At 65.0% G+C, this 20470-nt stretch carries 22 protein-coding genes; 16 read left to right on the forward strand and 6 right to left on the reverse strand.

From position 1 onward, the window contains the following. Positions 1-153: 153 nt before the first annotated feature. The 13 genes from urtA to ureG all read left to right on the forward strand — a co-directional run bounded on the left by urtA (position 154) and on the right by ureG (position 11649). Positions 154-1401: an urea ABC transporter substrate-binding protein gene (urtA, locus tag QM672_RS22275; RefSeq protein ID WP_311937478.1), complete on the forward strand. Its 1248-nt coding sequence runs from the start codon at positions 154-156 to the stop codon at positions 1399-1401. A 225-nt stretch (positions 1402-1626) separates the two neighbouring features. Beyond that, positions 1627-3195 carry an urea ABC transporter permease subunit UrtB gene (gene urtB / locus QM672_RS22280; protein ID WP_311936434.1) on the forward strand — a complete coding sequence of 523 codons (1569 nt, stop codon included), beginning with the start codon at positions 1627-1629 and terminating at the stop codon, positions 3193-3195. Then, positions 3192-4358: an urea ABC transporter permease subunit UrtC gene (gene urtC / locus QM672_RS22285; protein ID WP_415085197.1), complete on the forward strand. Its 1167-nt coding sequence runs from the start codon at positions 3192-3194 to the stop codon at positions 4356-4358. Before urtB ends, urtC begins: the two co-directional genes overlap by 4 nt. Further along, complete coding sequence (urtD, locus tag QM672_RS22290) at positions 4355-5104, forward strand: urea ABC transporter ATP-binding protein UrtD (protein WP_367626079.1); 750 nt, start codon at positions 4355-4357, stop codon at positions 5102-5104. Before urtC ends, urtD begins: the two co-directional genes overlap by 4 nt. 8 nt (positions 5105-5112) lie before the next feature. Next, positions 5113-5808 carry an urea ABC transporter ATP-binding subunit UrtE gene (gene urtE, locus QM672_RS22295; protein ID WP_367626098.1) on the forward strand — a complete coding sequence of 232 codons (696 nt, stop codon included), beginning with the start codon at positions 5113-5115 and terminating at the stop codon, positions 5806-5808. Continuing rightward, on the forward strand, positions 5783-6625 hold the full coding sequence (locus QM672_RS22300; RefSeq protein WP_415085199.1) for an urease accessory protein UreD: 843 nt from the start codon (positions 5783-5785) through the stop codon (positions 6623-6625). The genes urtE and QM672_RS22300 overlap by 26 nt, the downstream gene beginning before the upstream one ends. A gap of 14 nt (positions 6626-6639) precedes the next feature. Next, on the forward strand, positions 6640-6942 hold the full coding sequence (locus QM672_RS22305; protein WP_311936445.1) for an urease subunit gamma: 303 nt from the start codon (positions 6640-6642) through the stop codon (positions 6940-6942). Between the two features lie 164 nt (positions 6943-7106). Further along, positions 7107-7691 (forward strand): HupE/UreJ family protein, encoded by a 585-nt coding sequence (locus QM672_RS22310; protein WP_394311282.1) that lies wholly within the window; start codon positions 7107-7109, stop codon positions 7689-7691. A 3-nt stretch (positions 7692-7694) separates the two neighbouring features. Then, complete coding sequence (locus QM672_RS22315; protein WP_068281454.1) at positions 7695-8000, forward strand: urease subunit beta; 306 nt, start codon at positions 7695-7697, stop codon at positions 7998-8000. Further along, positions 8000-9712 (forward strand): urease subunit alpha, encoded by a 1713-nt coding sequence (gene ureC, locus QM672_RS22320; RefSeq protein ID WP_367626082.1) that lies wholly within the window; start codon positions 8000-8002, stop codon positions 9710-9712. Before QM672_RS22315 ends, ureC begins: the two co-directional genes overlap by 1 nt. Before the next feature lie 191 nt (positions 9713-9903). Then, a complete protein-coding gene (locus QM672_RS22325; protein WP_311936454.1) occupies positions 9904-10371 on the forward strand; it encodes an urease accessory protein UreE in 468 nt (155 codons plus the stop codon). Beyond that, positions 10328-11017 carry an urease accessory protein UreF gene (locus QM672_RS22330; protein ID WP_367626099.1) on the forward strand — a complete coding sequence of 230 codons (690 nt, stop codon included), beginning with the start codon at positions 10328-10330 and terminating at the stop codon, positions 11015-11017. Before QM672_RS22325 ends, QM672_RS22330 begins: the two co-directional genes overlap by 44 nt. After that, entirely contained in the window at positions 11014-11649 is a 636-nt protein-coding gene (gene ureG / locus QM672_RS22335; RefSeq protein ID WP_367626083.1) for an urease accessory protein UreG, read from the forward strand. The genes QM672_RS22330 and ureG overlap by 4 nt, the downstream gene beginning before the upstream one ends. Before the next feature lie 81 nt (positions 11650-11730). Here ureG and QM672_RS22340 read toward each other — a convergent pair whose 3' ends face one another. Further along, positions 11731-12648 (reverse strand): LysR family transcriptional regulator, encoded by a 918-nt coding sequence (locus tag QM672_RS22340; protein ID WP_415085203.1) that lies wholly within the window; start codon positions 12646-12648, stop codon positions 11731-11733. Positions 12649-12740: 92 nt separating this feature from the next. On the opposite strand from QM672_RS22340, the gene QM672_RS22345 reads away from it, so the two are divergent. After that, positions 12741-13679 (forward strand): AEC family transporter, encoded by a 939-nt coding sequence (locus QM672_RS22345; RefSeq protein ID WP_415085205.1) that lies wholly within the window; start codon positions 12741-12743, stop codon positions 13677-13679. 45 nt (positions 13680-13724) lie between these two features. On the opposite strand, the gene QM672_RS22350 is transcribed toward QM672_RS22345, so the two are convergent. The 5 genes from QM672_RS22350 to QM672_RS22370 all read right to left on the reverse strand — a co-directional run bounded on the left by QM672_RS22350 (position 13725) and on the right by QM672_RS22370 (position 18813). Further along, positions 13725-14504 (reverse strand): WYL domain-containing protein, encoded by a 780-nt coding sequence (locus tag QM672_RS22350; RefSeq protein WP_415085207.1) that lies wholly within the window; start codon positions 14502-14504, stop codon positions 13725-13727. A gap of 358 nt (positions 14505-14862) precedes the next feature. Continuing rightward, complete coding sequence (locus QM672_RS22355; protein ID WP_415085209.1) at positions 14863-15723, reverse strand: sugar phosphate isomerase/epimerase family protein; 861 nt, start codon at positions 15721-15723, stop codon at positions 14863-14865. Between the two features lie 9 nt (positions 15724-15732). Then, positions 15733-16878 (reverse strand): dihydrodipicolinate synthase family protein, encoded by a 1146-nt coding sequence (locus QM672_RS22360; RefSeq protein ID WP_415085211.1) that lies wholly within the window; start codon positions 16876-16878, stop codon positions 15733-15735. A 10-nt stretch (positions 16879-16888) separates the two neighbouring features. Continuing rightward, complete coding sequence (locus QM672_RS22365) at positions 16889-17671, reverse strand: 3-ketoacyl-ACP reductase (protein ID WP_415085213.1); 783 nt, start codon at positions 17669-17671, stop codon at positions 16889-16891. Continuing rightward, positions 17668-18813: an acyl-CoA dehydrogenase family protein gene (locus QM672_RS22370; protein ID WP_149249484.1), complete on the reverse strand. Its 1146-nt coding sequence runs from the start codon at positions 18811-18813 to the stop codon at positions 17668-17670. Before QM672_RS22370 ends, QM672_RS22365 begins: the two co-directional genes overlap by 4 nt. A 154-nt stretch (positions 18814-18967) precedes the next feature. Between QM672_RS22370 and QM672_RS22375 the strand changes: the two genes are divergently transcribed. After that, a complete protein-coding gene (locus QM672_RS22375) occupies positions 18968-19984 on the forward strand; it encodes an aldo/keto reductase (RefSeq protein WP_415085215.1) in 1017 nt (338 codons plus the stop codon). Further along, complete coding sequence (locus QM672_RS22380) at positions 19981-20454, forward strand: MaoC family dehydratase (RefSeq protein WP_415085217.1); 474 nt, start codon at positions 19981-19983, stop codon at positions 20452-20454. Before QM672_RS22375 ends, QM672_RS22380 begins: the two co-directional genes overlap by 4 nt. Positions 20455-20470 lie beyond the last annotated feature (16 nt).

A 20470-nucleotide genomic window follows, 5' to 3' on the forward strand; every position in this document is an offset into this window, starting at 1 on the left:
GCCTGCCAGCAGGCTCTGCGCTTTCGAGGACTGCCCCGCCCCGATTGGCACGCCGCTTGCAGGAGCCCTGCGGGATCCAACAAGAAGCAAGGGGAAGGCGTCATGTCGAAGCTCGGAAGACTCGGTCATTGCCTGTCGGGCAGCATCATCGCGATGTTGATCACCTGCGGCGCAGCCAGCGCCGAAGAAAACACCATCAAGATCGGCATCCTGCATTCGCTGTCCGGCACCATGGCGATTTCCGAGACGACGCTCAAGGACGCCATGCTGATGCTGATCGACGAGCAGAACAAGAAAGGCGGCGTGCTCGGGCGCAAGCTCGAGGCCGTGGTGGTCGATCCCGCCTCGAACTGGCCGCTTTTCGCCGAGAAGGCCCGCGACCTCCTCGGCAAGGACAAGGTGGCGGCGGTGTTCGGCTGCTGGACCTCGGTCAGCCGCAAATCCGTGCTGCCGGTCTTCAAGGAACTCGACGGCCTCCTGTTCTACCCGGTGCAATATGAGGGCCAGGAGAGCGAGCGAAACGTCTTCTACACCGGCGCAGCACCGAACCAGCAGGCCATCCCCGCCGTCGACTATCTGATGAGCCAGGAAGGCGTGAAGCGCTGGGTGCTGGCGGGGACCGACTATGTCTACCCCCAGACCACCAACAAGATCCTGCAGGCCTATCTGCAGTCCAAGGGCGTGGCCAAGGACGACATCATGGTCAACTACACGCCGTTCGGCCAGTCCGACTGGCAGACCATCGTCTCCGACATCAAGAAATTCGGCTCCGCCGGCAAGAAGACCGCCGTCATCTCCACCATCAACGGCGATGCCAACGTGCCCTTCTACAAGGAACTCGCCAACCAGGGCATCAAGGCCGAGGACATTCCCGTCGTCGCCTTTTCGGTGGGCGAGGAGGAACTGGCTGGCCTCGATACCGGGCCGCTGGTCGGCCACCTCACGGCGTGGAACTATTTCCAGTCGGTCGATACCCCAGCCAATGCCCAGTTCATCAAGACTTGGCGCGCCTTCACCAAGAACGACAAGCGCGTCACCAACGACCCGATGGAAGCCCATTACATCGGCTTCAACATGTGGGTGAAGGCGGTGGAGAAAGCCGGCACCACCGATCCCGACGCGGTGATCGACGCCATCGTCGGCGTATCCGTGCCCAACCTTTCGGGCAGCTATTCGACCATGATGCCCAATCATCACATCACCAAGCCGGTCCTGATCGGCGAAATCCAGGCCGACGGCCAGATGCAGACCGTCTGGCAGAGTTCGGGACTGGTGGTGGGCGATGAATGGTCCGACTACCTGCCGGACTCCAAGGATCTGATCGCCGATTGGCGCAAGCCGCTGTCCTGCGGCAATTTCAACGTCGCAACCGGCAAATGCGGCGGCCAGGGCACGAACTAACGCCAAGAAGCACTATCAATGCCCCTTGGTCCTTTCTGGTGATTTTCGTCAAATCTCTGATTTGGCATCGAAAATCATCAGCTGTTCAAGCCGAGAATGCCTCAGCATTTTCGAAGCTTGGTTTAAGGCTCCAATATGCTGTCCTGTGAACCTTCCCGTCTCCGGTTGCGCTCCGCCATGCACGGGTCTCGTCTCCTCGTCCTGGCCTTGTGGGCCTGCCTCCTCATGCCCGGACTTGGTCACGCCGATGAGGCCGGCATCAGGGCCGGCCTTGCCAAGTTGGCCACTGCTGGAAATTTCCAGCAGGTCGAGGCGGTGGTGCGTGAACTGGCCGGAAGCGGCGATGCACTGGCGGCCCGCCCCCTCGCGGCGCTGGCAGACGGCAATCTCTACTGGCGCCAATCCGACAAGGCGGTCCTGATCGCTTCGGGCAGCGGCGATCCGCTCGCGATCACCGATCCGCTCACTGGCGCCGGCGTGGGGACGGCGGGCAAGGGGGAACTTGTCAGGATCAAGGTCAACAATGCCATCAGGCGGGCGATAAGGGAGGCGAGCGGCTCGCTCACGCTCTCCTCCCCCGACAAGGCGGCACGCCTCGCGGCTGCCGACGCGCTGACCCAGACCCCCGACCCCGGTGCTCTCCCGGCGCTCGACAGCGCCATCGCCAGGGAGGCTGATACCGCCGTCAAGGCCCGGCTGGAGACGGCGCGGGCTGCCGCGACCTTGTTCTCCGACAGGCCCCAGGCCGACAAGAGCGCGGCCGTCGGGCTCATTGCTTCTCTCGGCACCCGCGAGGCCGCCGCGCTGCTCGGCCGCTTCGAGGCCGGCGCCGACGGAGCGTTGAAAGATGAAGCCGCCGCGGGCATCGGCACCATCGATGCGCGCCTGAAGCTGTGGGATCTGGCGCAGAACGTCTGGTACGGCATCTCGCTGGCCTCGGTGTTGCTGCTCGCCGCCATCGGCCTTGCCATCACCTTCGGCGTGCTCGGCGTCATCAACATGGCGCATGGCGAGATGGTGATGATCGGCGCCTACACCACCTTCGTCGTGCAGGAGGCCGTACGCGCCTATGCACCTGGCCTGATCGACTGGTCGCTGCTGATCGCCCTGCCCTTGGCCTTCCTGGTCGCGGGCGCCGTTGGCGTTGTGATCGAGCGCGGCATCATCCGCTTTCTCTACGACCGCCCGCTGGAAACCCTGCTGGCGACCTGGGGCGTCTCGCTGATCCTGCAGCAGGGCATCCGCGTGATCTTCGGACCGACCAACCGCGAGGTCGCCAATCCCGGCTGGATGTCCGGCAGCATCAGCGTCGGCGAACTGACCATCACCGCCAACCGGCTGTGGATCTTCGCCTTCTCGATTGCGGTGTTCATCGCCCTGCGCCTCATCCTCAATCGCACCCGCTGGGGCTTGCAGATGCGCGCCGTGACCCAGAACCGGCGCATGGCGTCCTCGATGGGTATCCGCACGCCCAGGGTCGACGCGCTGACCTTCGGCCTCGGCTCCGGCATCGCCGGCATCGCCGGTGTCGCCCTCAGCCAGATCGGCAATGTCTCGCCCAATCTGGGCCAGGGTTACATCATCGATTCCTTCATGGTCGTGGTGTTCGGCGGCGTCGGCAATCTGTGGGGCACGCTTTTGGGCGCGCTGACGCTCGGCATCGCCAACAAGTTCCTCGAACCCTATGCCGGCGCGGTCCTCGGAAAGATCATCGTGCTCGTTTTCATCATCCTCTTCATCCAGAAGCGCCCGCGCGGCCTGTTCGCGCCCCGGGGGCGGGCGGTGGAAGCATGATCCTCGCAACCCTGCTCAAGAACGGCCTCGACCGCCGCTTGTCCATCCTCGTCGCGCTTCTCGTGGCGGCGGCCGTGCTGGTGCCGGTGCTTCACCTGGCGGTACCGGCAGACAGCGCCTTGCATATGCCCGCCTATCTCGTGGCGTTGCTCGGCAAATATCTCACCTATGCCCTGCTCGCCCTCTCGCTCGATCTCGTCTGGGGCTATTGCGGGCTTCTCTCGCTCGGCCATGGCGCCTTCTTCGCACTGGGCGGCTATGCCATGGGCATGTATCTGATGCGTGGGATCGGCGATCGCGGCGTCTATGGCAATCCCGTGCTGCCCGACTTCATGGTATTCCTGAACTGGCAGGAACTGCCCTGGTTCTGGTACGGCTTCGACAGGTTCTGGTTCGCCGCGCTGATGGTGATGGCCGTACCGGGCCTGCTCGCCTTCACCTTCGGCTGGTTCGCCTTTCGCAGCCGCGTCAACGGCGTCTACCTCTCGATCATCACCCAGGCGATGACCTATGCGCTCATGCTCGCCTTCTTCCGCAACGACATGGGGTTCGGCGGCAATAACGGCCTGACCGATTTCAAGGATCTGCTCGGCTTTTCCCTGCAGGCGCCGGGCACGCGCGCGGCCCTGTTCGCCGCCAGCGCCCTGATGCTGGCGCTGTTCGTCACGCTTACCGCCATGATCACCGCCTCCAAGCTCGGCAAGCTCATGATTGCCGTACGCGATGCCGAATATCGCTCCCGCTTTCTCGGCTGGCGGCCGGAAAACATCAAGCTGTTCGCCTTCACCTTCTCGGCGGTGATGGCCGGCATCGCGGGTGCGCTCTATGTTCCGCAGGTGGGCATCATCAATCCCGGCGAGTTCTCGCCGGCCAACTCCATCGAGGTGGTGATCTGGACCGCCATCGGCGGCCGCGGCACCCTGATCGGGCCGGTGATCGGCGCCGTCGGCGTCAACTGGGCCAAGAGCTGGTTCACGGCCGCCTTGCCCGATCTATGGCTGTTCGCACTCGGTGCCCTCTTCGTCGTCATGCCGCTCCTGCTGCCACGGGGCCTGGTCGGCGCCTTCGAGCATTGGCGCCGGTCCAAATCCCCTCGCAAGGCCTCTGCGAGCAAGGCGCTCGTGCCCGCCCAAAGCGACGCCGCGGAGGAAGCGACCTCATGACCCAGCAAACGCACAGCATTCTCTATCTCGACGGCGTCAGCGTCAGCTTCGACGGCTTCAAAGCCATCAACAATCTCTCGCTCATCCTGGAGCCCGGCGAGATGCGCGCCATCATCGGCCCGAACGGGGCCGGCAAGACCACGATGATGGACATCATCACCGGCAAGACCCGGCCCGATACCGGCGAGGTCTTCTTCGATGGCGAACATGATTTGACCAAGCTCGATGAAACCGACATCGCCAATCTCGGCATCGGCCGCAAGTTCCAGAAGCCGACCGTATTCGAAACGCATACGGTCGAGGACAATATCGCCCTCTCCCTCAAGGGCCGGCGCGGCATCTTCGCCGCCTTGTTCGACCAGCGCTCGCGCTCCGAAAGCGAGCGCATCGACGAGATTCTCGCCACCGTCCGTCTCGAACAGCGGCGGGACGACAAGGCAGCCGGGCTGTCGCACGGCCAGAAGCAATGGCTGGAGATCGGCATGCTGCTGGCCCAGAACCCGAAGCTCCTGCTCGTCGACGAGCCGGTGGCCGGCATGACCGATGCCGAAACGGCGCAGACCGGTGATCTCCTCAGGCAGATCGCCCGTTCGCATTCGGTCGTCGTCGTCGAGCACGACATGCATTTCGTGCGTGAGCTCGGGGTGAAGGTGACCTGCCTGCATGAGGGCAGCGTGCTGTCGGAGGGGCGGTTCGACCATGTCTCGGCGGATCCGCGGGTCGTCGAAGTCTATCTGGGGCGATAGAGCAGATGATGTTGTCCGTCAGTGATCTCACCCTGCATTACGGCGCCGCCCAGGCATTGCGCGGCGTTTCCCTGCAGGCCGAAGCCGGCAAGGTCACCTGCATCCTCGGCCGCAATGGAGTCGGCAAGACCAGCCTGATGCGCACCATCGCCGGACAGCACCGGCCGAGCGCCGGCTCCGTCAGCTTCGAGGGCAAGCCACTCGGCCGCAGCCCTGCCCATGACAGGGCCAGGCTCGGCATCGCCCTCGTGCCCCAGGGCCGGGAGATCTTTCCCCTGCTGACGGTAAAGGAAAACCTGCAGACCGGGTTTGCGCCGCTCAAGCGCGCCGAGCGCAGCCTTCCGAGCCATATATTCGAGCTGTTCCCCGTGCTCGCCCAGATGCTGCAGCGCCGGGGCGGCGACCTTTCGGGCGGCCAGCAGCAACAGCTTGCCATCGGCCGGGCGCTGGTGACCCGACCCAAGCTCCTGCTGCTCGACGAGCCGACGGAGGGCATCCAGCCTTCCGTGATCAAGGATATCGGCCGGGCCATCGCGTTCCTGCGTGATCAGATGGGCATGACCATCCTCCTGGTCGAGCAATATCTCGACTTCGCGCGCGAACTGGCCGATCGTGTCGTCATCATGGATCGCGGCGAGATCGTCTTTTCCGGCGAGGCCGCCGACCTGGACAAGCCCGATGTACGCCGACATCTCCTGCTTTGACGTCAGGAAGGCCCCGCTCCGCCTCGAACGGGCCGAGGGCGTCGCCCGCCTGGCCTTTCGCCAGCGTGACGGGGCCTCCAGACTAGCGACCCTGTATCAGGAAGGATGCGCCAAGATACGGTTGCCGCAACCACTGCCTGGAGCTCAGCCGGAGGCTATCCTCATCAACACGGCGGGCGGTCTGACTGGTGGCGACAGGCTCGCCTTCGAGGTCGTGGCGGGGGCGGCAAGTTCGGCCACCATCACCACCCAGGCCTGCGAACGCATCTACCGCTCGACGGGCGAGGACGCGGTTGTCGTCAACCGGCTGACCGCCGAGGCCGGCTCTCACCTCGCCTGGCTGCCGCAGGAGACCATCCTGTTCGACGGTGGCCGCCTCGTCCGGCGTCTCGAGGTCGACCTAGCCGAGGGCGCCCAACTGCTTGCCGTCGAAGCCGTGCTGTTCGGCCGCGCGGCCATGGGCGAAGTGTTGCGCAGCGGCGCCTTGATGGATCGTTGGCGGGTACGCAGCAACGGAAAACTGATCTTCGCCGATGATTTCCGCATAGACGGCGATATCGCCAAACGCCTTGCTGCCCCCGCGACGTTGGGCGGACACCGCGCCATGGCGACAATGCTTGCCGTTTGCCCGGAGCCGGAGGAACGGATCGAGGCGGTACGCGACATCATCGGCAGCCATGGCGGCGCCAGCGCCTGGGACGGCAAGCTGGTGGTGCGCCTCCTCGCCGAAGACAGCCTGTCGCTCAGGCATCGCCTCGAGCCTCTCCTGTCCTTTCTGCTCGTCGACCGTCCCCTGCCGAAAGTATGGCAGCTCTAACCACCGGAACCCGCATGAACCTCACGCCCCGCGAAAAAGACAAGCTCCTGATAGCCATGGCGGCCCTGGTGGCGCGCCGGCGCCTCGAACGCGGCGTCAAGCTCAACCACCCCGAAGCGATCGCCCTCATCAGCGATTTCGTGGTCGAGGGTGCGCGGGACGGGCGCTCGGTCGCCGATCTCATGGAGGCCGGCGCGCATGTGCTGACGCGCGAGCAGGTCATGCCCGGCATCGCCGAGATGATCCACGACGTGCAGGTGGAAGCAACCTTTCCGGACGGAACCAAGCTGGTCACCGTGCATGAGCCCATCCGATAGACCGCCGGAGAACCAGAGAATAGGTGAACCGAACGAACTCAATCTTTGTCATTGCCGGACTTGACCCGGCAATCCAGCCCCCCCCTGTCGGGCAATGCAGACCCCAATCCCTGGATGCCCGGGTCAAGCCCGGGCATGACAAGGGCAATTTTTCAGAGGCCAGAATGAAGAAATATCTGTTCGCACTCGCCGCCATGCTCACCGCCACGCCGGCCATGGCTCATATCAACCCGGCCGAGCATGCCTCCTTCTCCACGGGCTTCCTGCACCCTCTTTCGGGCGCGGACCATATATTGGCGATGGTCGCCGTCGGCCTGTGGGCCGCCCAGCTCGGCGGACGTGCGCTGTGGGCGGTTCCCGCGACCTTCGTCATCGTCATGACGGCAGGCTTCGGCGCCTCCCTCACCGGCATGCCCCTGCCCTTCATCGAGCCGGCGATCGCAGCCTCCGTCGTGGTGCTCGGCTTGCTGGCCCTGATGGCATTCAAGGTGCCGACGCCGATCGGCATGGTCGTCGTCGGGTTCTTCGCCCTGTTCCATGGTTTCGCCCATGGCAGCGAACTGGGCAATGCCAGCGCCACACCCTTCCTGGTCGGCTTTGCCCTGGCGACGGCCCTGCTGCACGCGGCCGGTGTCCTGCTCGGGCCGGGGATCGCCCGCCTCGCGGGTGACAAGGCCGGTCGGCTGGTCACGCGCTTCGCCGGGGGGCTGACCGCCCTCGCCGGGTTGGCCCTGATCGTGGGAGGCTAAACCATGATCCCGGGCGAAGTCCTGCCGATGGCTGGAGACATCGTGCTGAACGCCGGAGCGGAGGCGAGCGTTCTCGTCGTCGCCAATTCCGGCGATCGGCCGATCCAGGTCGGTTCCCATTATCATTTCTTCGAGGTCAACGCGGCGCTCCTGTTCGACCGGGAGGCGGCGCGTGGCATGCGGCTCGACATTCCCGCCGGCACGGCCGTCCGCTTCGAGCCGGGGCAGCAGCGGCAGGTGCGGCTGATCCCGATCGGCGGCAAGCGCGTCATCTTCGGCTTTCAGAGCAAGATCATGGGAGCACTGTGATGCCCGCTACTCTTTCCCGCGCCGCCTACGCCCAAATGTATGGACCGACCGTCGGCGATCGCGTCAGGCTTGCCGATACCGAGCTGTTCATCGAGGTCGAAAAGGACTTCACCATTCCCGGCGAGGAGGTGAAGTTCGGCGGCGGCAAGGTGATCCGCGACGGCATGGGCCAGAGCCAGGCGAGCCGTGCCGCCGGCGCGGTCGATACGGTCATCACCAATGCGCTGATCATCGATCACTGGGGCATCGTCAAGGCCGATGTCGGCCTGAAGGATGGCCTGATCGTAGCGATCGGCAAGGCCGGCAATCCCGACATCCAGCCGGGTGTCACCATCGTCATCGGTCCCGGCACGGAAATCATTGCCGGCGAGGGCAAGATCCTCACCGCCGGCGGCGTCGACGCCCATATCCATTTCATCTGTCCGCAGCAGATCGAGGAAGCCCTGATGTCGGGCGTCACCACCATGCTGGGCGGCGGCACGGGCCCCGCCCACGGCACGCTCGCCACCACCTGCACACCCGGGCCCTGGCACCTGGCCCGCATGATCCGTTCCTTCGACGCCTTCCCGATCAATCTGGGGCTGTCGGGCAAGGGCAATACCTCCCGGCCCGAGGCCCTGGTCGAGATGATCGAGGGCGGAGCCTGCTCGCTCAAGCTGCACGAGGACTGGGGTACGACGCCGGCAGCCATCGACAATTGCCTCAGCGTGGCCGACGACTACGACGTCCAGGTGATGATCCATACCGACACCCTCAACGAGAGCGGCTTCGTCGAGGACACGGTCGCCGCCTTCAAGGGGCGGACCATCCATGCCTTTCACACCGAAGGCGCCGGCGGCGGCCATGCGCCCGACATCATCAAGGTCTGCGGCCTCGCCAACGTGCTGCCGTCCTCGACCAACCCGACCCGGCCCTATACGAAGAACACCATCGCCGAGCATCTCGACATGCTGATGGTCTGTCATCATCTATCACCGGCGATCGCCGAGGACATCGCCTTCGCCGAAAGCCGCATCCGCAAGGAAACCATCGCGGCTGAGGACATCCTCCACGATATCGGCGCCTTCTCGATCATCTCGTCCGACAGCCAAGCCATGGGCCGCGTCGGCGAGGTCCTGATCCGCACCTGGCAGACCGCCCACAAGATGAAGCTGCAGCGCGGGCGCCTGCCCGGCGAGAGCGGCGACAACGACAATCTCAGGGTGCGCCGCTATATCGCCAAATACACCATCAACCCCGCCATCGCGCAGGGCCTGTCGGCCCATGTCGGCTCGATCGAAATCGGCAAGCGCGCCGATCTCGTCCTGTGGAACCCGGCCTTCTTCGCGGTCAAGCCGGAGATGGTGCTGGTGGGCGGCACGATCGCCGCCGCTCCGATGGGCGACCCCAACGCTTCGATTCCGACGCCGCAGCCGATGCATTACCGCCCGATGTTCGGCGGTTTCGGCGGTGCTCCGGCAGCCTCTTCCCTGACATTCGTCAGCAAAGCGGCCCTCGCCAACGGCCTGAAGGAGCGGCTCGGCGTCGCCAAACCGATGGTGGCGGTCGAGAACACGCGAGGCGGCCTTTCCAAGCGCTCCATGGTGCTGAACGATGCCTTGCCACAGATGGAGGTCGATCCCGAAACCTATGAAGTCCGCGCCGACGGCGAACTCCTGACCTGCCCACCGGCAACCGAACTGCCGATGGCCCAACGCTATTTCCTGTTTTGAGGCGACAGCACGAATCGTCGAATTGAAGAGGTTGTCATCCCCGGCGAGGCCATAGGCCGAGGGAAGGGGATCCAGGGCCAGCAGGTGCAATTCATGACCTCTGGATCCCCTTCCCCTCGCCCTCTCTCGCTGCGCTCGTGAGAAACTCGGCCGGGGATGACGGAGCGCATATTTCTGAACGGATACTGACCATGCTGCACGCCACTTCCCATTGCCATCATGACAGCCGACTTCCCGTCGGCACGATCACGCTCGATCACAGGGGCCGTCATCTGCGCCGCAAGCGCCTCATCACCGATCAGGGCGATATCGTCATGATCGACCTGCCCGAAGCCGTGCTGCTCGCCGATGGCGATGCCCTCGTGCTCAAAGACGGCCGCACCCTCACCATCCTCGCAGCGCCCGAGGAACTCTACGCGGTCCGGCCCGGCCGGCAATGCCCGCTCGCGCATCTGGCCTGGCATCTCGGCAATCGCCATCTCGCCGCCGAAATCGGCACCGAAATCATCCTGATCGAACGGGATCCCGTAATCCGGACGATGCTGCAGGGTCTCGGGGCCGAAATCCAGGAGGTGGTCTCCGGCTTCCAGCCCGTGCACGGCGCCTATCATGGCCATGCCCACGGCCACCATCACGATCACGGGCATGGTCATGATTGACGATACGGCGCGTCTGGTGCGGTTGCTCAGCTGGCTATCGCCGGCCTTTCCGGTCGGCGCCTTCGCCTATAGCCACGGCCTGGAACGGGCCGTTCACGATGGCCTGATCGAGGATCGAGCCACGCTGGTCGACTGGCTCGGCGAGATCGTCCGGTCGGGGTCTGGCTGGAACGATGCCGTTTTGCTGGGCGAGGCCTGGCGCCTTGCCTCTCGGGGAGAGAGCTGCGCCACCGTCGCGGAGCTTGCCGAGGCCATGGCCGGCACGCGCGAACGCCACCGCGAAACCACGCTGCAGGGCGAGGCCTTCGGGCAGGCCGTCTCCCACTGGACCGGCGAGGCGATCGAGCCTGCGCCTTATGCCGTCGCCGTCGGCCAGGCCGCTGCGCAGCACGGCATCGGGCTCGAACAGGCGCTGGCCGGCTTCCTGCACGCCTTCACCGCCAATCTGGTCCAGGCCGCCATCCGGCTGGTCCCGCTCGGCCAGCGCGACGGCGTCCAGGCGCTCGCCGCGCTCGAACCGATCATGCTGGCCACGGCAAGGCGCGCCTGCCTCGCGACGCTCGATGACCTCGGCGCCTGCACCCTGATGTCCGACATCGTCTCGATGCAACACGAAACTCAATATTCGAGGATCTTCCGCTCATGAACGCCAGCAACGGCCCCCATTCCAGCAACGGTCCTTTGCGCGTAGGCATCGGCGGCCCGGTCGGCGCAGGCAAGACCACCCTGACCGAAATGCTGTGCAAGGCGATGCGCGAAAGCTATTCGGTCGCCGTCGTCACCAACGACATCTTCACCAAGGAAGACGAGCTCATCCTCAACCGGGTGCAGGCACTTCCCCAGGACCGCATCATCGGTGTCGAGACCGGCGGCTGCCCCCATACCGCCATTCGCGAGGATGCCTCGATCAACCTGGCGGCGATCGCCGAAATGCGCCGGCGTTTTCCCGACCTCGACGTGGTCTTCATCGAATCCGGCGGCGACAATCTGGCGGCGACCTTCTCGCCGGACCTCGCCGATATCACGCTCTACGTCATCGACGTCGCGGCGGGCGAGAAGATCCCGCGCAAGGGTGGTCCCGGCATCACCCGCTCCGATCTCCTGATCATCAACAAGATGGATCTGGCTCCCCATGTCGGCGCCGACCTCGACATCATGCGTGCCGATACCGAGAAGCAGCGCGGTAAGCGGCCCTTCGTCTTCACCGATATGCGCCGGCGCATCGGGCTCACCGATGTCGTCGCCTTCATCGAACAGCAAGGCGGCCTGACAGCATAGCGCTGCAGTCCTGATTTGACGGAGACCTTGGGTCTGCGTCATTGCGATTGTAGTTGCGACTGTAGTCACAGAACCTTCGACTCAGCGCGTCGGCTGGGCCACAGGCATTGCGGCAGCGAGCGGCCCTTTCCAATCCCGGATGATGTCGATCAAGGGGGCGATGGCAGGATTGCCGGATTCAGCGGGAACCGAGAGAACGACCTTCAATGTCGGCGCAGCCGCGAGCGCCCTTGGCACGACCTCTACGATCGACTCGTCGCATATCGATGCCGGCACCAGGGCCACACCGAGCCGCGCCGCCACGAGGCGGACGATGGTGTGCTGCAACTGCGGTTCATAGCGAAACCGCGGAACGATGCCGGCCATCTCGAAATAGCCGGTGATGGCCTCGCGGAGCGTCGGCGCCACGGTTGCAGGCGCCGCGATCAAATCCTCTGCTGCCAGATCGTGTGGAGCAATGGTGTCCCGCCCGACCAAGGCATGCTCGCGGGGAACGATGAGGCACAGATGGTCCGTGATGACAGGTACTGTCCGCAATTGAGGAAATGGCCGGCCGGCAAAGGTGATGGCGGCATCGAGTTCGCCGCCGAGAAGCCTGTGCTCGATCTCGGCCGGCGTCGTCTCCAGGAGAACGATGCGAATGTCCGGCCTCAACCCGGCATAGCAACTGACGATCTGCGGCACGATGCGATGGGCGGCATGCATCATGAAGCCCAGGCGCAACTCGCCCTTCTGGCCTTCAGCGACCAGCCTCGCATCGCGGCAGGCATCCTCGAATTGGGCGAGGACCGCGCGTGAGTCAGCCAGGAACCTTTCCCCAGCCTGGGTCAGGGTGACGTGGCGCGAGTTCCGCTCGACCAGTTGCACGCCGAGTTCACGCTCCAGATTGGCGATCTGCCGGCTGAAGGGCGGCTGGGTCATGTGCAGTCGTGCAGCGGCTCGGCCGAAATGCAGGGTCTCGGCGAGAGCCACGAAATAGCGCATCTGGCGCGAATCCATCGATACCTCCAGGGCATTGATAATGGCCATGCATTGGATTGGATTATATCGATTGCCTCTTCTATGAAAGACGGCATCCCAATCGGCCTGCCATGCTTTCCAACCTTCTCATCGTCCTGCCCGTCTTTGCCCTGATCCTCGCCGGCTGGCTCGCGCGGCGCAGCAATGCGCTCGGCCCGCACGCCACGCGCGAGGTGAACAGGCTCGTGGTCTATCTGGCGCTCCCGGCGCTGCTGTTCGACATCATGGCCAACGCGGACCCAGCCCGGATCTGGCAGCCCGGCTTCATCCTGGCCTTTGCCCTGGGCTGCGCCCTCATCTTCGTCCTCGCCCTGACGATCCGCCTGCGGCAGGGCTGCCATCTCGCCGATGCGGCCATCGACGGCCTCAATGCCGGCTATGCCAATACCGGCTTCATGGGTTTCCCGCTGATCCTCGCAGTGGTCGGCCAATCCGGCATGGCACCGACCCTGGTCGCGACCATCGTGACCGTCTGTGTCCTGTTTGCCGTCGCCATCGTCCTGATCGAAGCCAGCCTGCAGTCCCAAGCCCGTCGACGGGATATCGCTCGCAAGACGCTGCTCGCCTTGATCCGCAATCCCCTGCTGGTCGCACCGGCCCTGGGGGCGCTGGTGATGGTTTCGGGCTGGCCCCTTCCCCAGACGCTGGACCGGTTTCTCAAATTGCTCGGCGGCGCCGCCTCGCCCTGCGCACTCATCGCGCTCGGCCTTTTCCTGGCGGAGAACACCGGCAGGGCGGCGGAGGCAGGGCGCAAGGTCGAGGCCTTGCTGATCGGGTTGAAGCTGGTGGCCCACCCCGTCGCGACCTGGGTGATTGCCGCACCCATCCTCGGCCTCGCGCCGGACGCGGTCCATACTGCCGTCCTCCTCGCGGCCCTGCCGACCGGGACAGGCCCCTTCATGCTGGCCGAATTCTACGGACGCCAGGCCCTGGTCACCAGCCGTGTCGTCCTGGCCACGACGATCCTGTCCGTCGCGACGCTCTCCCTGTATCTCGCGGTTTCACGATAGGCAGGCTCTGCGCCCGGCACCGGATTCTCGACGTCATTCGGCGTTTCAGCCGGATTTGCCGTCACTCGGCGGCGGGCCGCGCGACAGCAGGCTTTCGCCGAGAAGTGCCCACGAGAATTCATCGATGAGCGCGAGTTCTCGATGATGACGAAAACCATCGCTGTCCGCCACCGCCAGACAGATTTCGATCAGCCTGGCCTTTACGGCCGGTGCTGCCGCGTCCAGCTCGCCCAAGCTTGTCTTCACCGCGTCGGTCGATGGCCTCATGCGCCGGATCCATTGGCGGGTGCGCTCGATCTCGCCCGCGTCCAGGTCGATGCCCTCCGCGGCACAGGCCGCCGCGACATGATCGAGCATGACCTTGACCTCCTCGCCCGACATTTGCAGGTCGGCCCTGCCGACCGCCACGGCGAGGACGAGGCCGCTTTCGCGCGCGACCCTGCGAATGACGGCCCAGCGCTCTCCCGCCTGTTCCTCCGTGGAAGGCCTGGCACGCGCCTGCGGCCAGGACAGGCCGAGCACCTGCCGATAGAACTCATCCAGCGGCTCCTGCAGTACGCCATCGGCGTCGGCGATCGACAGGATCCTGTCGAGACGGAAGGAGCGAAGGTCGCCTCGATCGTGGCTGTAGCCGAGAAGACGTGGAATGCCGTCGCGCCCCGGCTTGACCGACCAGAGCGTGACCGGCCGAAACCGTCGGCGGCCGGCCGCGTCCTGATATTCGATGACGAGGAGGAGACCGTTGACGCCCGCGCCACCCGAAGGCGGCCCTGCCTTATCGGGCGAGGATCCGGATGGTGGAGGAGGTCCCGTTCTCTGGGGCATTGGTGACCTCTCGACACATGGCGCCGGGTGACGGGAATCAGGCGGCTGCAACCCTGGACCGGAAAGGCTGCGGCCATCGGCCTCGACGATTGCGACTGGTCGATGTTTGAAGGGGCGACGCATGAGCGTCAACAGGGCGGGCCATGGATGCAACGGCCGATTTGCCTGGAATTTTCGCGGCAGCCGGCATCGGCATGTCCCCGCCGCCAGCAAGAGCGACAGTCCAGATGATGGATCGCCGGGCTCGAGGATGAATTCACTGGCCTCACCAGCCTGGAGGCGAATTGCCTCTTCGAGCGCAATCCTGCCGATGGAATATAAGGGCCTTTCGAGCCCCCATTGCCGACCGGCGGAAGCTTCAGCAAACGGACCGAAAGCGCTCGACGCAGGTGTCGAGCACCTCGGCAGGATCACGTTTCCACCAGTTCCCGGCCGAAAAGACCTCGACCTCGCAAAATCCGCGATAGCCCGCCTCTTCCACCGCCGCGCGCAACGATCTGAGATCGGCGACGCCATCCCCCATCATGCCGCGATCGAGCAGGACATCGCGCGTCTCGGCCAGCCAGTCGCACAAATGATATCCTAGGATGCGCTCCTTGCCGGCGCGCTGGATTTCGCGCGCAAGCGAAGTGTCCCACCAGACATGATAGACATCGACGGCGATGCCGACATTGGCCTCCCCGATCACCTCGCAGAGATCAACCGCGTCACGCACCGTCACCAGGCAGGAGCGATTGCCCGCATAGACCGGGTTGAGCGGTTCCAGCGCGAGGCGAACGCCCCGCTGCGCCGCGTAGGGCGCGGCTTCAGCGACCCGCTCCGCCACGCGTTTCAGGCTTTCCTCCACCCCGAGGCTGTCCGGCTCGACCCCGCCAACGACGATGGTGAGGATCGAGGTCCCGAGCCCCGCCGCCATGTCGATCGAAGCCCGGAAGTCGTCGCGGAGGGCGGATAGAGGCCGCGGCGCCATCGGCCCCACTAGGAAGGGGCTGCGGCACAGGCCTGCGACTTCGAGGCCCACCTGACGGGCACGATTGCCGATCTCGATGGCTCGGTCCCCGATTTCCCGGCGCCAGAACACGATCCCGCCAAAGCCGCGCTCGGCGCAGGCATCGATGACGCGCTCGACGGGCCAGCCCGCGCCATGCCCATCCAGATTGTGCCCGAGCGTCGCGGTATTCAGGGCGAGCGCCGAGTGATCCGTCGAGAAATCGCGCATCGCGACCTCTCAGGCGCCGTAAAGGGCAAGCAGCCTACGCATGCGATCGGTTGCCAGCTCCGGGTCGCGCAGCAGGCCGCAGGCATCCGCATGCTTGAAGAGCTCGACGAAATAGGGCAGCGGCCGCATGGCCTGCGCTCCGCCCAGCATGACGAAATGCTCCTGGAAGCCATTGAGCCAGGCGAGGAAGACGACGCCTGTCTTGTAGAACTGGGTGGGCGCCCGGAAGATGAGCCGTGCCAGCGGAACGGTGGGATCCAGCGTCGCATGGAAGGCTTGCCTGTCGCCCTCCCCCAGTTTCTGGATGGCGAAGGCCGCAGCCGGCGCGAGGGGATCGAAAATGCCGAGAAGGGCGTGAGAAAAGCCGATCTCGTCGCCGGCGATCAATTCCGGATAGTTGAAGTCGTCACCCGTATACATTTTGACGCCGGCGGGCAGGCGCCGCCGCATCGCGATTTCCTTGTCCTTGTCCAGGAGCGAAATCTTGATGCCGTCCACCTTTGCCGCGTTCTGTTCGATGACACGCAGCGCCACTTCCATGGCGGCCTCGAAACTGTCGCTGCCCCAGTAACCCCTCAGCGCCGGGTCGAACATGTCGCCAAGCCAGTGGAGGATGACGGGTTGGTCGCAACGGGCCAGGACATCGCCATAGACCTTCACATAGTCTTCCGGCGAGCCGGCCACCGCAGCAAGGGCTCGGCTCGCCATCAGGATGAGGCGCCCTCCCAGAGCCTGGATGGCTTCGACCTGTTCGAAATAGGCGCGACGGACGTCGTCCAGCCCTCGCGCCTCAATCGGCTCAAGTTGATCTGTGCCGCATCCATTGAAGACCAGTGCCTGCGGAAGCTCCTCGCGGGTGCGCCGGATAAGCTCGAGCGCCCGGGGCCAGTCCAGGCCCATGCCGCGTTGGGCGGTGTCCATCGCTTCGGCAATGCCGAGGCCGAGATCGTTCAGATGGTGACGAAACGCCATCGTTGCCTTCCAATCGACCGTGGCTGGGCCGGAAGGATCGTTGGCGGTGAACGGATCGGCCACGACATGGGCCGCCGAAAACACGACGCGTGCCGCGCCGGCGGACAGGCGGGCGGCCGAGATCACCTTGCCGCCGAGCCGATAGTCGGAGAAAACGCCCTTGGCGTCGGGAAGACGGATCATCGTAGTTTCCTCAAAATCTCGGCACCAGCATGCCGGCATCCACGGCGATGACCTGGCCCGTCGTATAGGGCAGCTTGCCGGTGGCGAGCGTCGCCATCACGGTGCCGACATCCTCCGGCCGGCCCAGGCGCCGCATCAGGGTCAGGCCCTCTTCATCGATGCGCCGCTGGTATTGGCCGGTCACCGACTGCGTCATGGCGGTCTCGATCAGGCCCGGCCTGATATCGTAGACGGCGATGTTCTCGCGCCCCAGGCGAACGGCGAATATCTTGCTGACCATGGCCGAGCCCGCTTTCGAGATGCAATACTCGGCGCGCGGCTCGGCGACCGCATCGGCATTCGACGACGACACATTGACGATGGCATAGAAGCGGCCGTCATTGCGGTCGCGCGCAAGCACGCGTCTTGCCCATTTCTGGCACAGGAAGAACTGCGCCTTGGCATTCACGGCCTGGCAGCGGTCGTAGCTTTCCTCGCTGACATCGAGCGGGTCACCGCGGCTCAGAACCGATACGCCCGCATTGTTGACGAGGGTCGAGAGCGGCCCTAGTGCCTTTTCGGCCAGGTCGAGCATCGCCTCATGCGCACCGATATCGGCGATGTCGCCGGCGACGCGGGTGACGGGCACATCGAAGGCGCGCACGCGTTCCTCGGCAGCCTTTAGCTCCGCATCGTCGACGGGCCCGTTCAAGGCGATCGCAAACCCGCTCCTGGCCAGTTCGATGGCGGCCGCCAGGCCGATCCCGCGGCTCGAGCCGGTGATGAAGGCCGCCTGCCGGAGTGGTGTGCTCATGCCAACGCTCCATGCTTGAACAATTCGCGGGCGATGATCATACGCTGGATCTGGTTGGTGCCTTCATAGATCTGGGTGATCTTGGCATCGCGATAAAGGCGCTCGACCTCGAAGCCGCGGATGTAGCCGGAACCACCGAAGACCTGTACGGCATCGGCCGTGCGGGCCACCGCCATGTCGCCCGCAAAGCATTTGGCGATCGAGCAGGCCTTCGTCGCATTGTCCCCGCGATCGATCTTCACCGCCGCGCTGTGCACCAGAAGACGGGCCGCCTCGATATCCTTGGCCATGTCGGCAATCAGCCATTGCACACCCTGGAACTCGGCGATCGCCTTGCCGAACTGCTTGCGCTGGCGGGCATAGTCGACGGCTGCCTCCAGGCCAGCCTGGCCGATGCCGACCGCGAGCGCCGCAATGCCGACGCGGCCCTTGTCGAGCACGCTCATCATCATGTGGAAGCCCTTGCCGAGTTCTCCCAGCAAGGCATCCGGCCCGAGCACGACATCGGTGAAATTGAGCGCGCCGACCTGGCTGGCGCGCTGCCCCATCTTGTGCTCCTTGGGGCCACGCTCGACGCCCTTGGCGTTGAGATCGACGATGAAGATGCTCATGCCGCGATGGCCTGCATCCTTATCCGTCCGGGCCAGCACGAAACCGACATCGGCGACCGGCGCGTTGTGGATCCAGATCTTGCCACCGTTGAGGCGCCAGCCCTCTCCGTCCCGCTCTGCCGTGGTCCTGATGCCGGATACATCCGTGCCGGCCTCCGGCTCGGTGATGCAATAGGCCACGCGCTTGGTTCCACGCATCGCCGGCGCCAGCCAGGTCTCACGCTGGGCCGGCGTGCCGTGCCTGACCAGCAGCGTGGAGATGAGTTCGACCAGGCCGCATTGATCGGCAACCGAGGCATAGCCGCGCGAAAGCTCCTCCATCACGAGCGCGTAGGTCAGCGTATCGAACCCCGGGCCTCCCATGGCTTCGGGAACGCCGATGCCGAACAGCCCGAGCTCTCCCATCTGCTCATAGATCTCGTGGGGGAAACGCTCCTCGCGATCGAGCCCCTCGGCCAGCGGTTTGACGACCTCGTCGGCGAACTGCCGCGCCATGTCGCGCACCTGCATCTGCGTCTCGCTCGGATACATGCGCTTCTCCCCTTTTGTAACTATCTAGTTACTGCTATAACGCACGTGGATCAAACGGGTCAAGCCTGACGATCCCCTCGAAATCGGCGGGTCACCGACCTGATCGAGGCCAGGTCAGGCAAGCCATTCAAGAGCGATGCCAAGGGAGAAAGCCATGAAGCCATCGGAAAAGCGGAAATTCGGCCGCAGCGACATCGAGGTCACCGCCTTTGCCTTCGGGACGGCGCCGATCGGGAATTTCCTGCGCGAGATCAGCGAACCGGTTGCCGACGAGATGGTGCAGCACGCCTGGAATGCCGGCGTGCGCTTCTACGACACCGCGCCGATGTACGGCCATGGCCTTTCGGAACTGCGCCTGGGGCAGGCGCTGCGCTGGAAGAACCGCGACGATTTCGTCGTCGCCTCGAAGGTCGGGCGCGTCCTGCACCCGGCCCGGCGCTCCCAGATCGACTTCGCGCCCTGGGTCAATGCGGCGCCGAATACGATGAGCTTCGACTACAGCTATGACGGCACGATGAGGGCCTTCGAGGATTCCCTGCAGCGGCTCGCGCTCGAACGCATCGACATGCTGTTCATTCACGACATCGACCGCTTCACCCGCGGCGACGACCAGCCCGAAGTCTTCCGGCAGGCCATGGACGGATGCTGGCGCGCTTTGGAACGCCTGCGCTCGGAGGGCGCGGTGAAGGCGATCGGCGTCGGCGTCAACGAATGGCAAGTCTGCCACGAGGCGCTCAAGCAGCGCGATTTCGACTGCTTCCTCCTGGCGGGCCGCTATACGCTGCTCGAACAGGAGGCCCTTGACGGCTTCCTACCGCTTTGCGAGGAGCGGGGTGCGGCCATTCTGGTCGGCGGCGGCTTCAATTCCGGGATCCTCGCAACCGGGGCGGTGCCCGGTGCGAAGTACAACTACGCCCCCGCCCCGGCCGCGGTGATGGAGAAGGTCGCCAGGATCGAGGCGGTGTGCCGCGACCACAAGGTGCCGCTTGCCGCCGCGGCGCTCCAATTCGTCGTCGCCCACCCCGCCATCCCGGCCTTCTGCGCGGGAACGCGCACGGTGGAGCAGCTCGACCAGAACCTGGCATGGTTCAGCCACCCCATACCCTCGGATTTCTGGGCCGAGCTGAAAAGCAAGCAATTGCTGCGCGAGGACGCGCCGGTGCCGGCATGAACGAGATCGCACCCGACACCGGTCGCCGCCTGACGGCGACCGGACTGCGCTATGAGGATGTCGCCATCGGGGATTGGTTCGAGACGCCGGCAAGGCATGTCGGCATCGAACTGATCGATGCCTTCGCCGAACTGACCGGAGACCGCTTCGAAATCCATATGGATGACGATGCGGCGCGCGCGCATGGCTTTCCCTCGCGTGTCGCCCACGGCCTCCTGATCCTGTCCCTCGTCGACGGGCTGAAGAACCAGGCGCAGGCCCGCTTCCTCGCCATCGCCTCGCTGGGCTGGAACTTTCGCTTCGAACGCCCGGTCCTGGCCGGTGACACGATCACCGCCCGCGTCCGCATCAAGGACAAGCGGACGACATCCCGGCCGGACCGGGCCATCCTCACACTGGGCTTTTGCGTGCGCAAGCAGACCGGGGAGACCGTCCAATCCGGGGAAAACCAGCTGATGGTCTATCGCTGAGACGACGGCCCCAATG

The sequence above is a fragment of the Labrys sp. (in: a-proteobacteria) genome (genome assembly GCF_047605565.1).
In the GTDB taxonomy this organism is placed as follows: domain Bacteria; phylum Pseudomonadota; class Alphaproteobacteria; order Rhizobiales; family Labraceae; genus Labrys; species Labrys neptuniae.

Excerpts from the sequence above, each read along its gene's own strand:
- QM672_RS22345 (WP_415085205.1), top strand. The coding sequence starts at position 12,741 with ATGCTTTCCAACCTTCTCATCGTCCTGCCCGTCTTTGCCCTGATCCTC.
- urtD (WP_367626079.1), top strand. The coding sequence starts at position 4,355 with ATGACCCAGCAAACGCACAGCATTCTCTATCTCGACGGCGTCAGCGTC.
- QM672_RS22375 (WP_415085215.1), top strand. The coding sequence starts at position 18,968 with ATGAAGCCATCGGAAAAGCGGAAATTCGGCCGCAGCGACATCGAGGTC.
- QM672_RS22300 (WP_415085199.1), top strand. The coding sequence starts at position 5,783 with ATGTACGCCGACATCTCCTGCTTTGACGTCAGGAAGGCCCCGCTCCGC.
- QM672_RS22340 (WP_415085203.1), bottom strand. The coding sequence starts at position 12,648 with ATGGATTCGCGCCAGATGCGCTATTTCGTGGCTCTCGCCGAGACCCTG.
- urtE (WP_367626098.1), top strand. The coding sequence starts at position 5,113 with ATGTTGTCCGTCAGTGATCTCACCCTGCATTACGGCGCCGCCCAGGCA.
- QM672_RS22325 (WP_311936454.1), top strand. The coding sequence starts at position 9,904 with ATGCTGCACGCCACTTCCCATTGCCATCATGACAGCCGACTTCCCGTC.
- QM672_RS22370 (WP_149249484.1), bottom strand. The coding sequence starts at position 18,813 with ATGTATCCGAGCGAGACGCAGATGCAGGTGCGCGACATGGCGCGGCAG.
- QM672_RS22360 (WP_415085211.1), bottom strand. The coding sequence starts at position 16,878 with ATGATCCGTCTTCCCGACGCCAAGGGCGTTTTCTCCGACTATCGGCTC.
- QM672_RS22310 (WP_394311282.1), top strand. The coding sequence starts at position 7,107 with ATGAAGAAATATCTGTTCGCACTCGCCGCCATGCTCACCGCCACGCCG.
- urtC (WP_415085197.1), top strand. The coding sequence starts at position 3,192 with ATGATCCTCGCAACCCTGCTCAAGAACGGCCTCGACCGCCGCTTGTCC.
- QM672_RS22315 (WP_068281454.1), top strand. The coding sequence starts at position 7,695 with ATGATCCCGGGCGAAGTCCTGCCGATGGCTGGAGACATCGTGCTGAAC.
- QM672_RS22365 (WP_415085213.1), bottom strand. The coding sequence starts at position 17,671 with ATGAGCACACCACTCCGGCAGGCGGCCTTCATCACCGGCTCGAGCCGC.
- urtB (WP_311936434.1), top strand. The coding sequence starts at position 1,627 with ATGCCCGGACTTGGTCACGCCGATGAGGCCGGCATCAGGGCCGGCCTT.
- urtA (WP_311937478.1), top strand. The coding sequence starts at position 154 with ATGTTGATCACCTGCGGCGCAGCCAGCGCCGAAGAAAACACCATCAAG.
- ureG (WP_367626083.1), top strand. The coding sequence starts at position 11,014 with ATGAACGCCAGCAACGGCCCCCATTCCAGCAACGGTCCTTTGCGCGTA.
- QM672_RS22380 (WP_415085217.1), top strand. The coding sequence starts at position 19,981 with ATGAACGAGATCGCACCCGACACCGGTCGCCGCCTGACGGCGACCGGA.
- QM672_RS22330 (WP_367626099.1), top strand. The coding sequence starts at position 10,328 with ATGCCCACGGCCACCATCACGATCACGGGCATGGTCATGATTGACGAT.
- QM672_RS22350 (WP_415085207.1), bottom strand. The coding sequence starts at position 14,504 with ATGCCCCAGAGAACGGGACCTCCTCCACCATCCGGATCCTCGCCCGAT.
- QM672_RS22355 (WP_415085209.1), bottom strand. The coding sequence starts at position 15,723 with ATGCGCGATTTCTCGACGGATCACTCGGCGCTCGCCCTGAATACCGCG.
- QM672_RS22305 (WP_311936445.1), top strand. The coding sequence starts at position 6,640 with ATGAACCTCACGCCCCGCGAAAAAGACAAGCTCCTGATAGCCATGGCG.
- ureC (WP_367626082.1), top strand. The coding sequence starts at position 8,000 with ATGCCCGCTACTCTTTCCCGCGCCGCCTACGCCCAAATGTATGGACCG.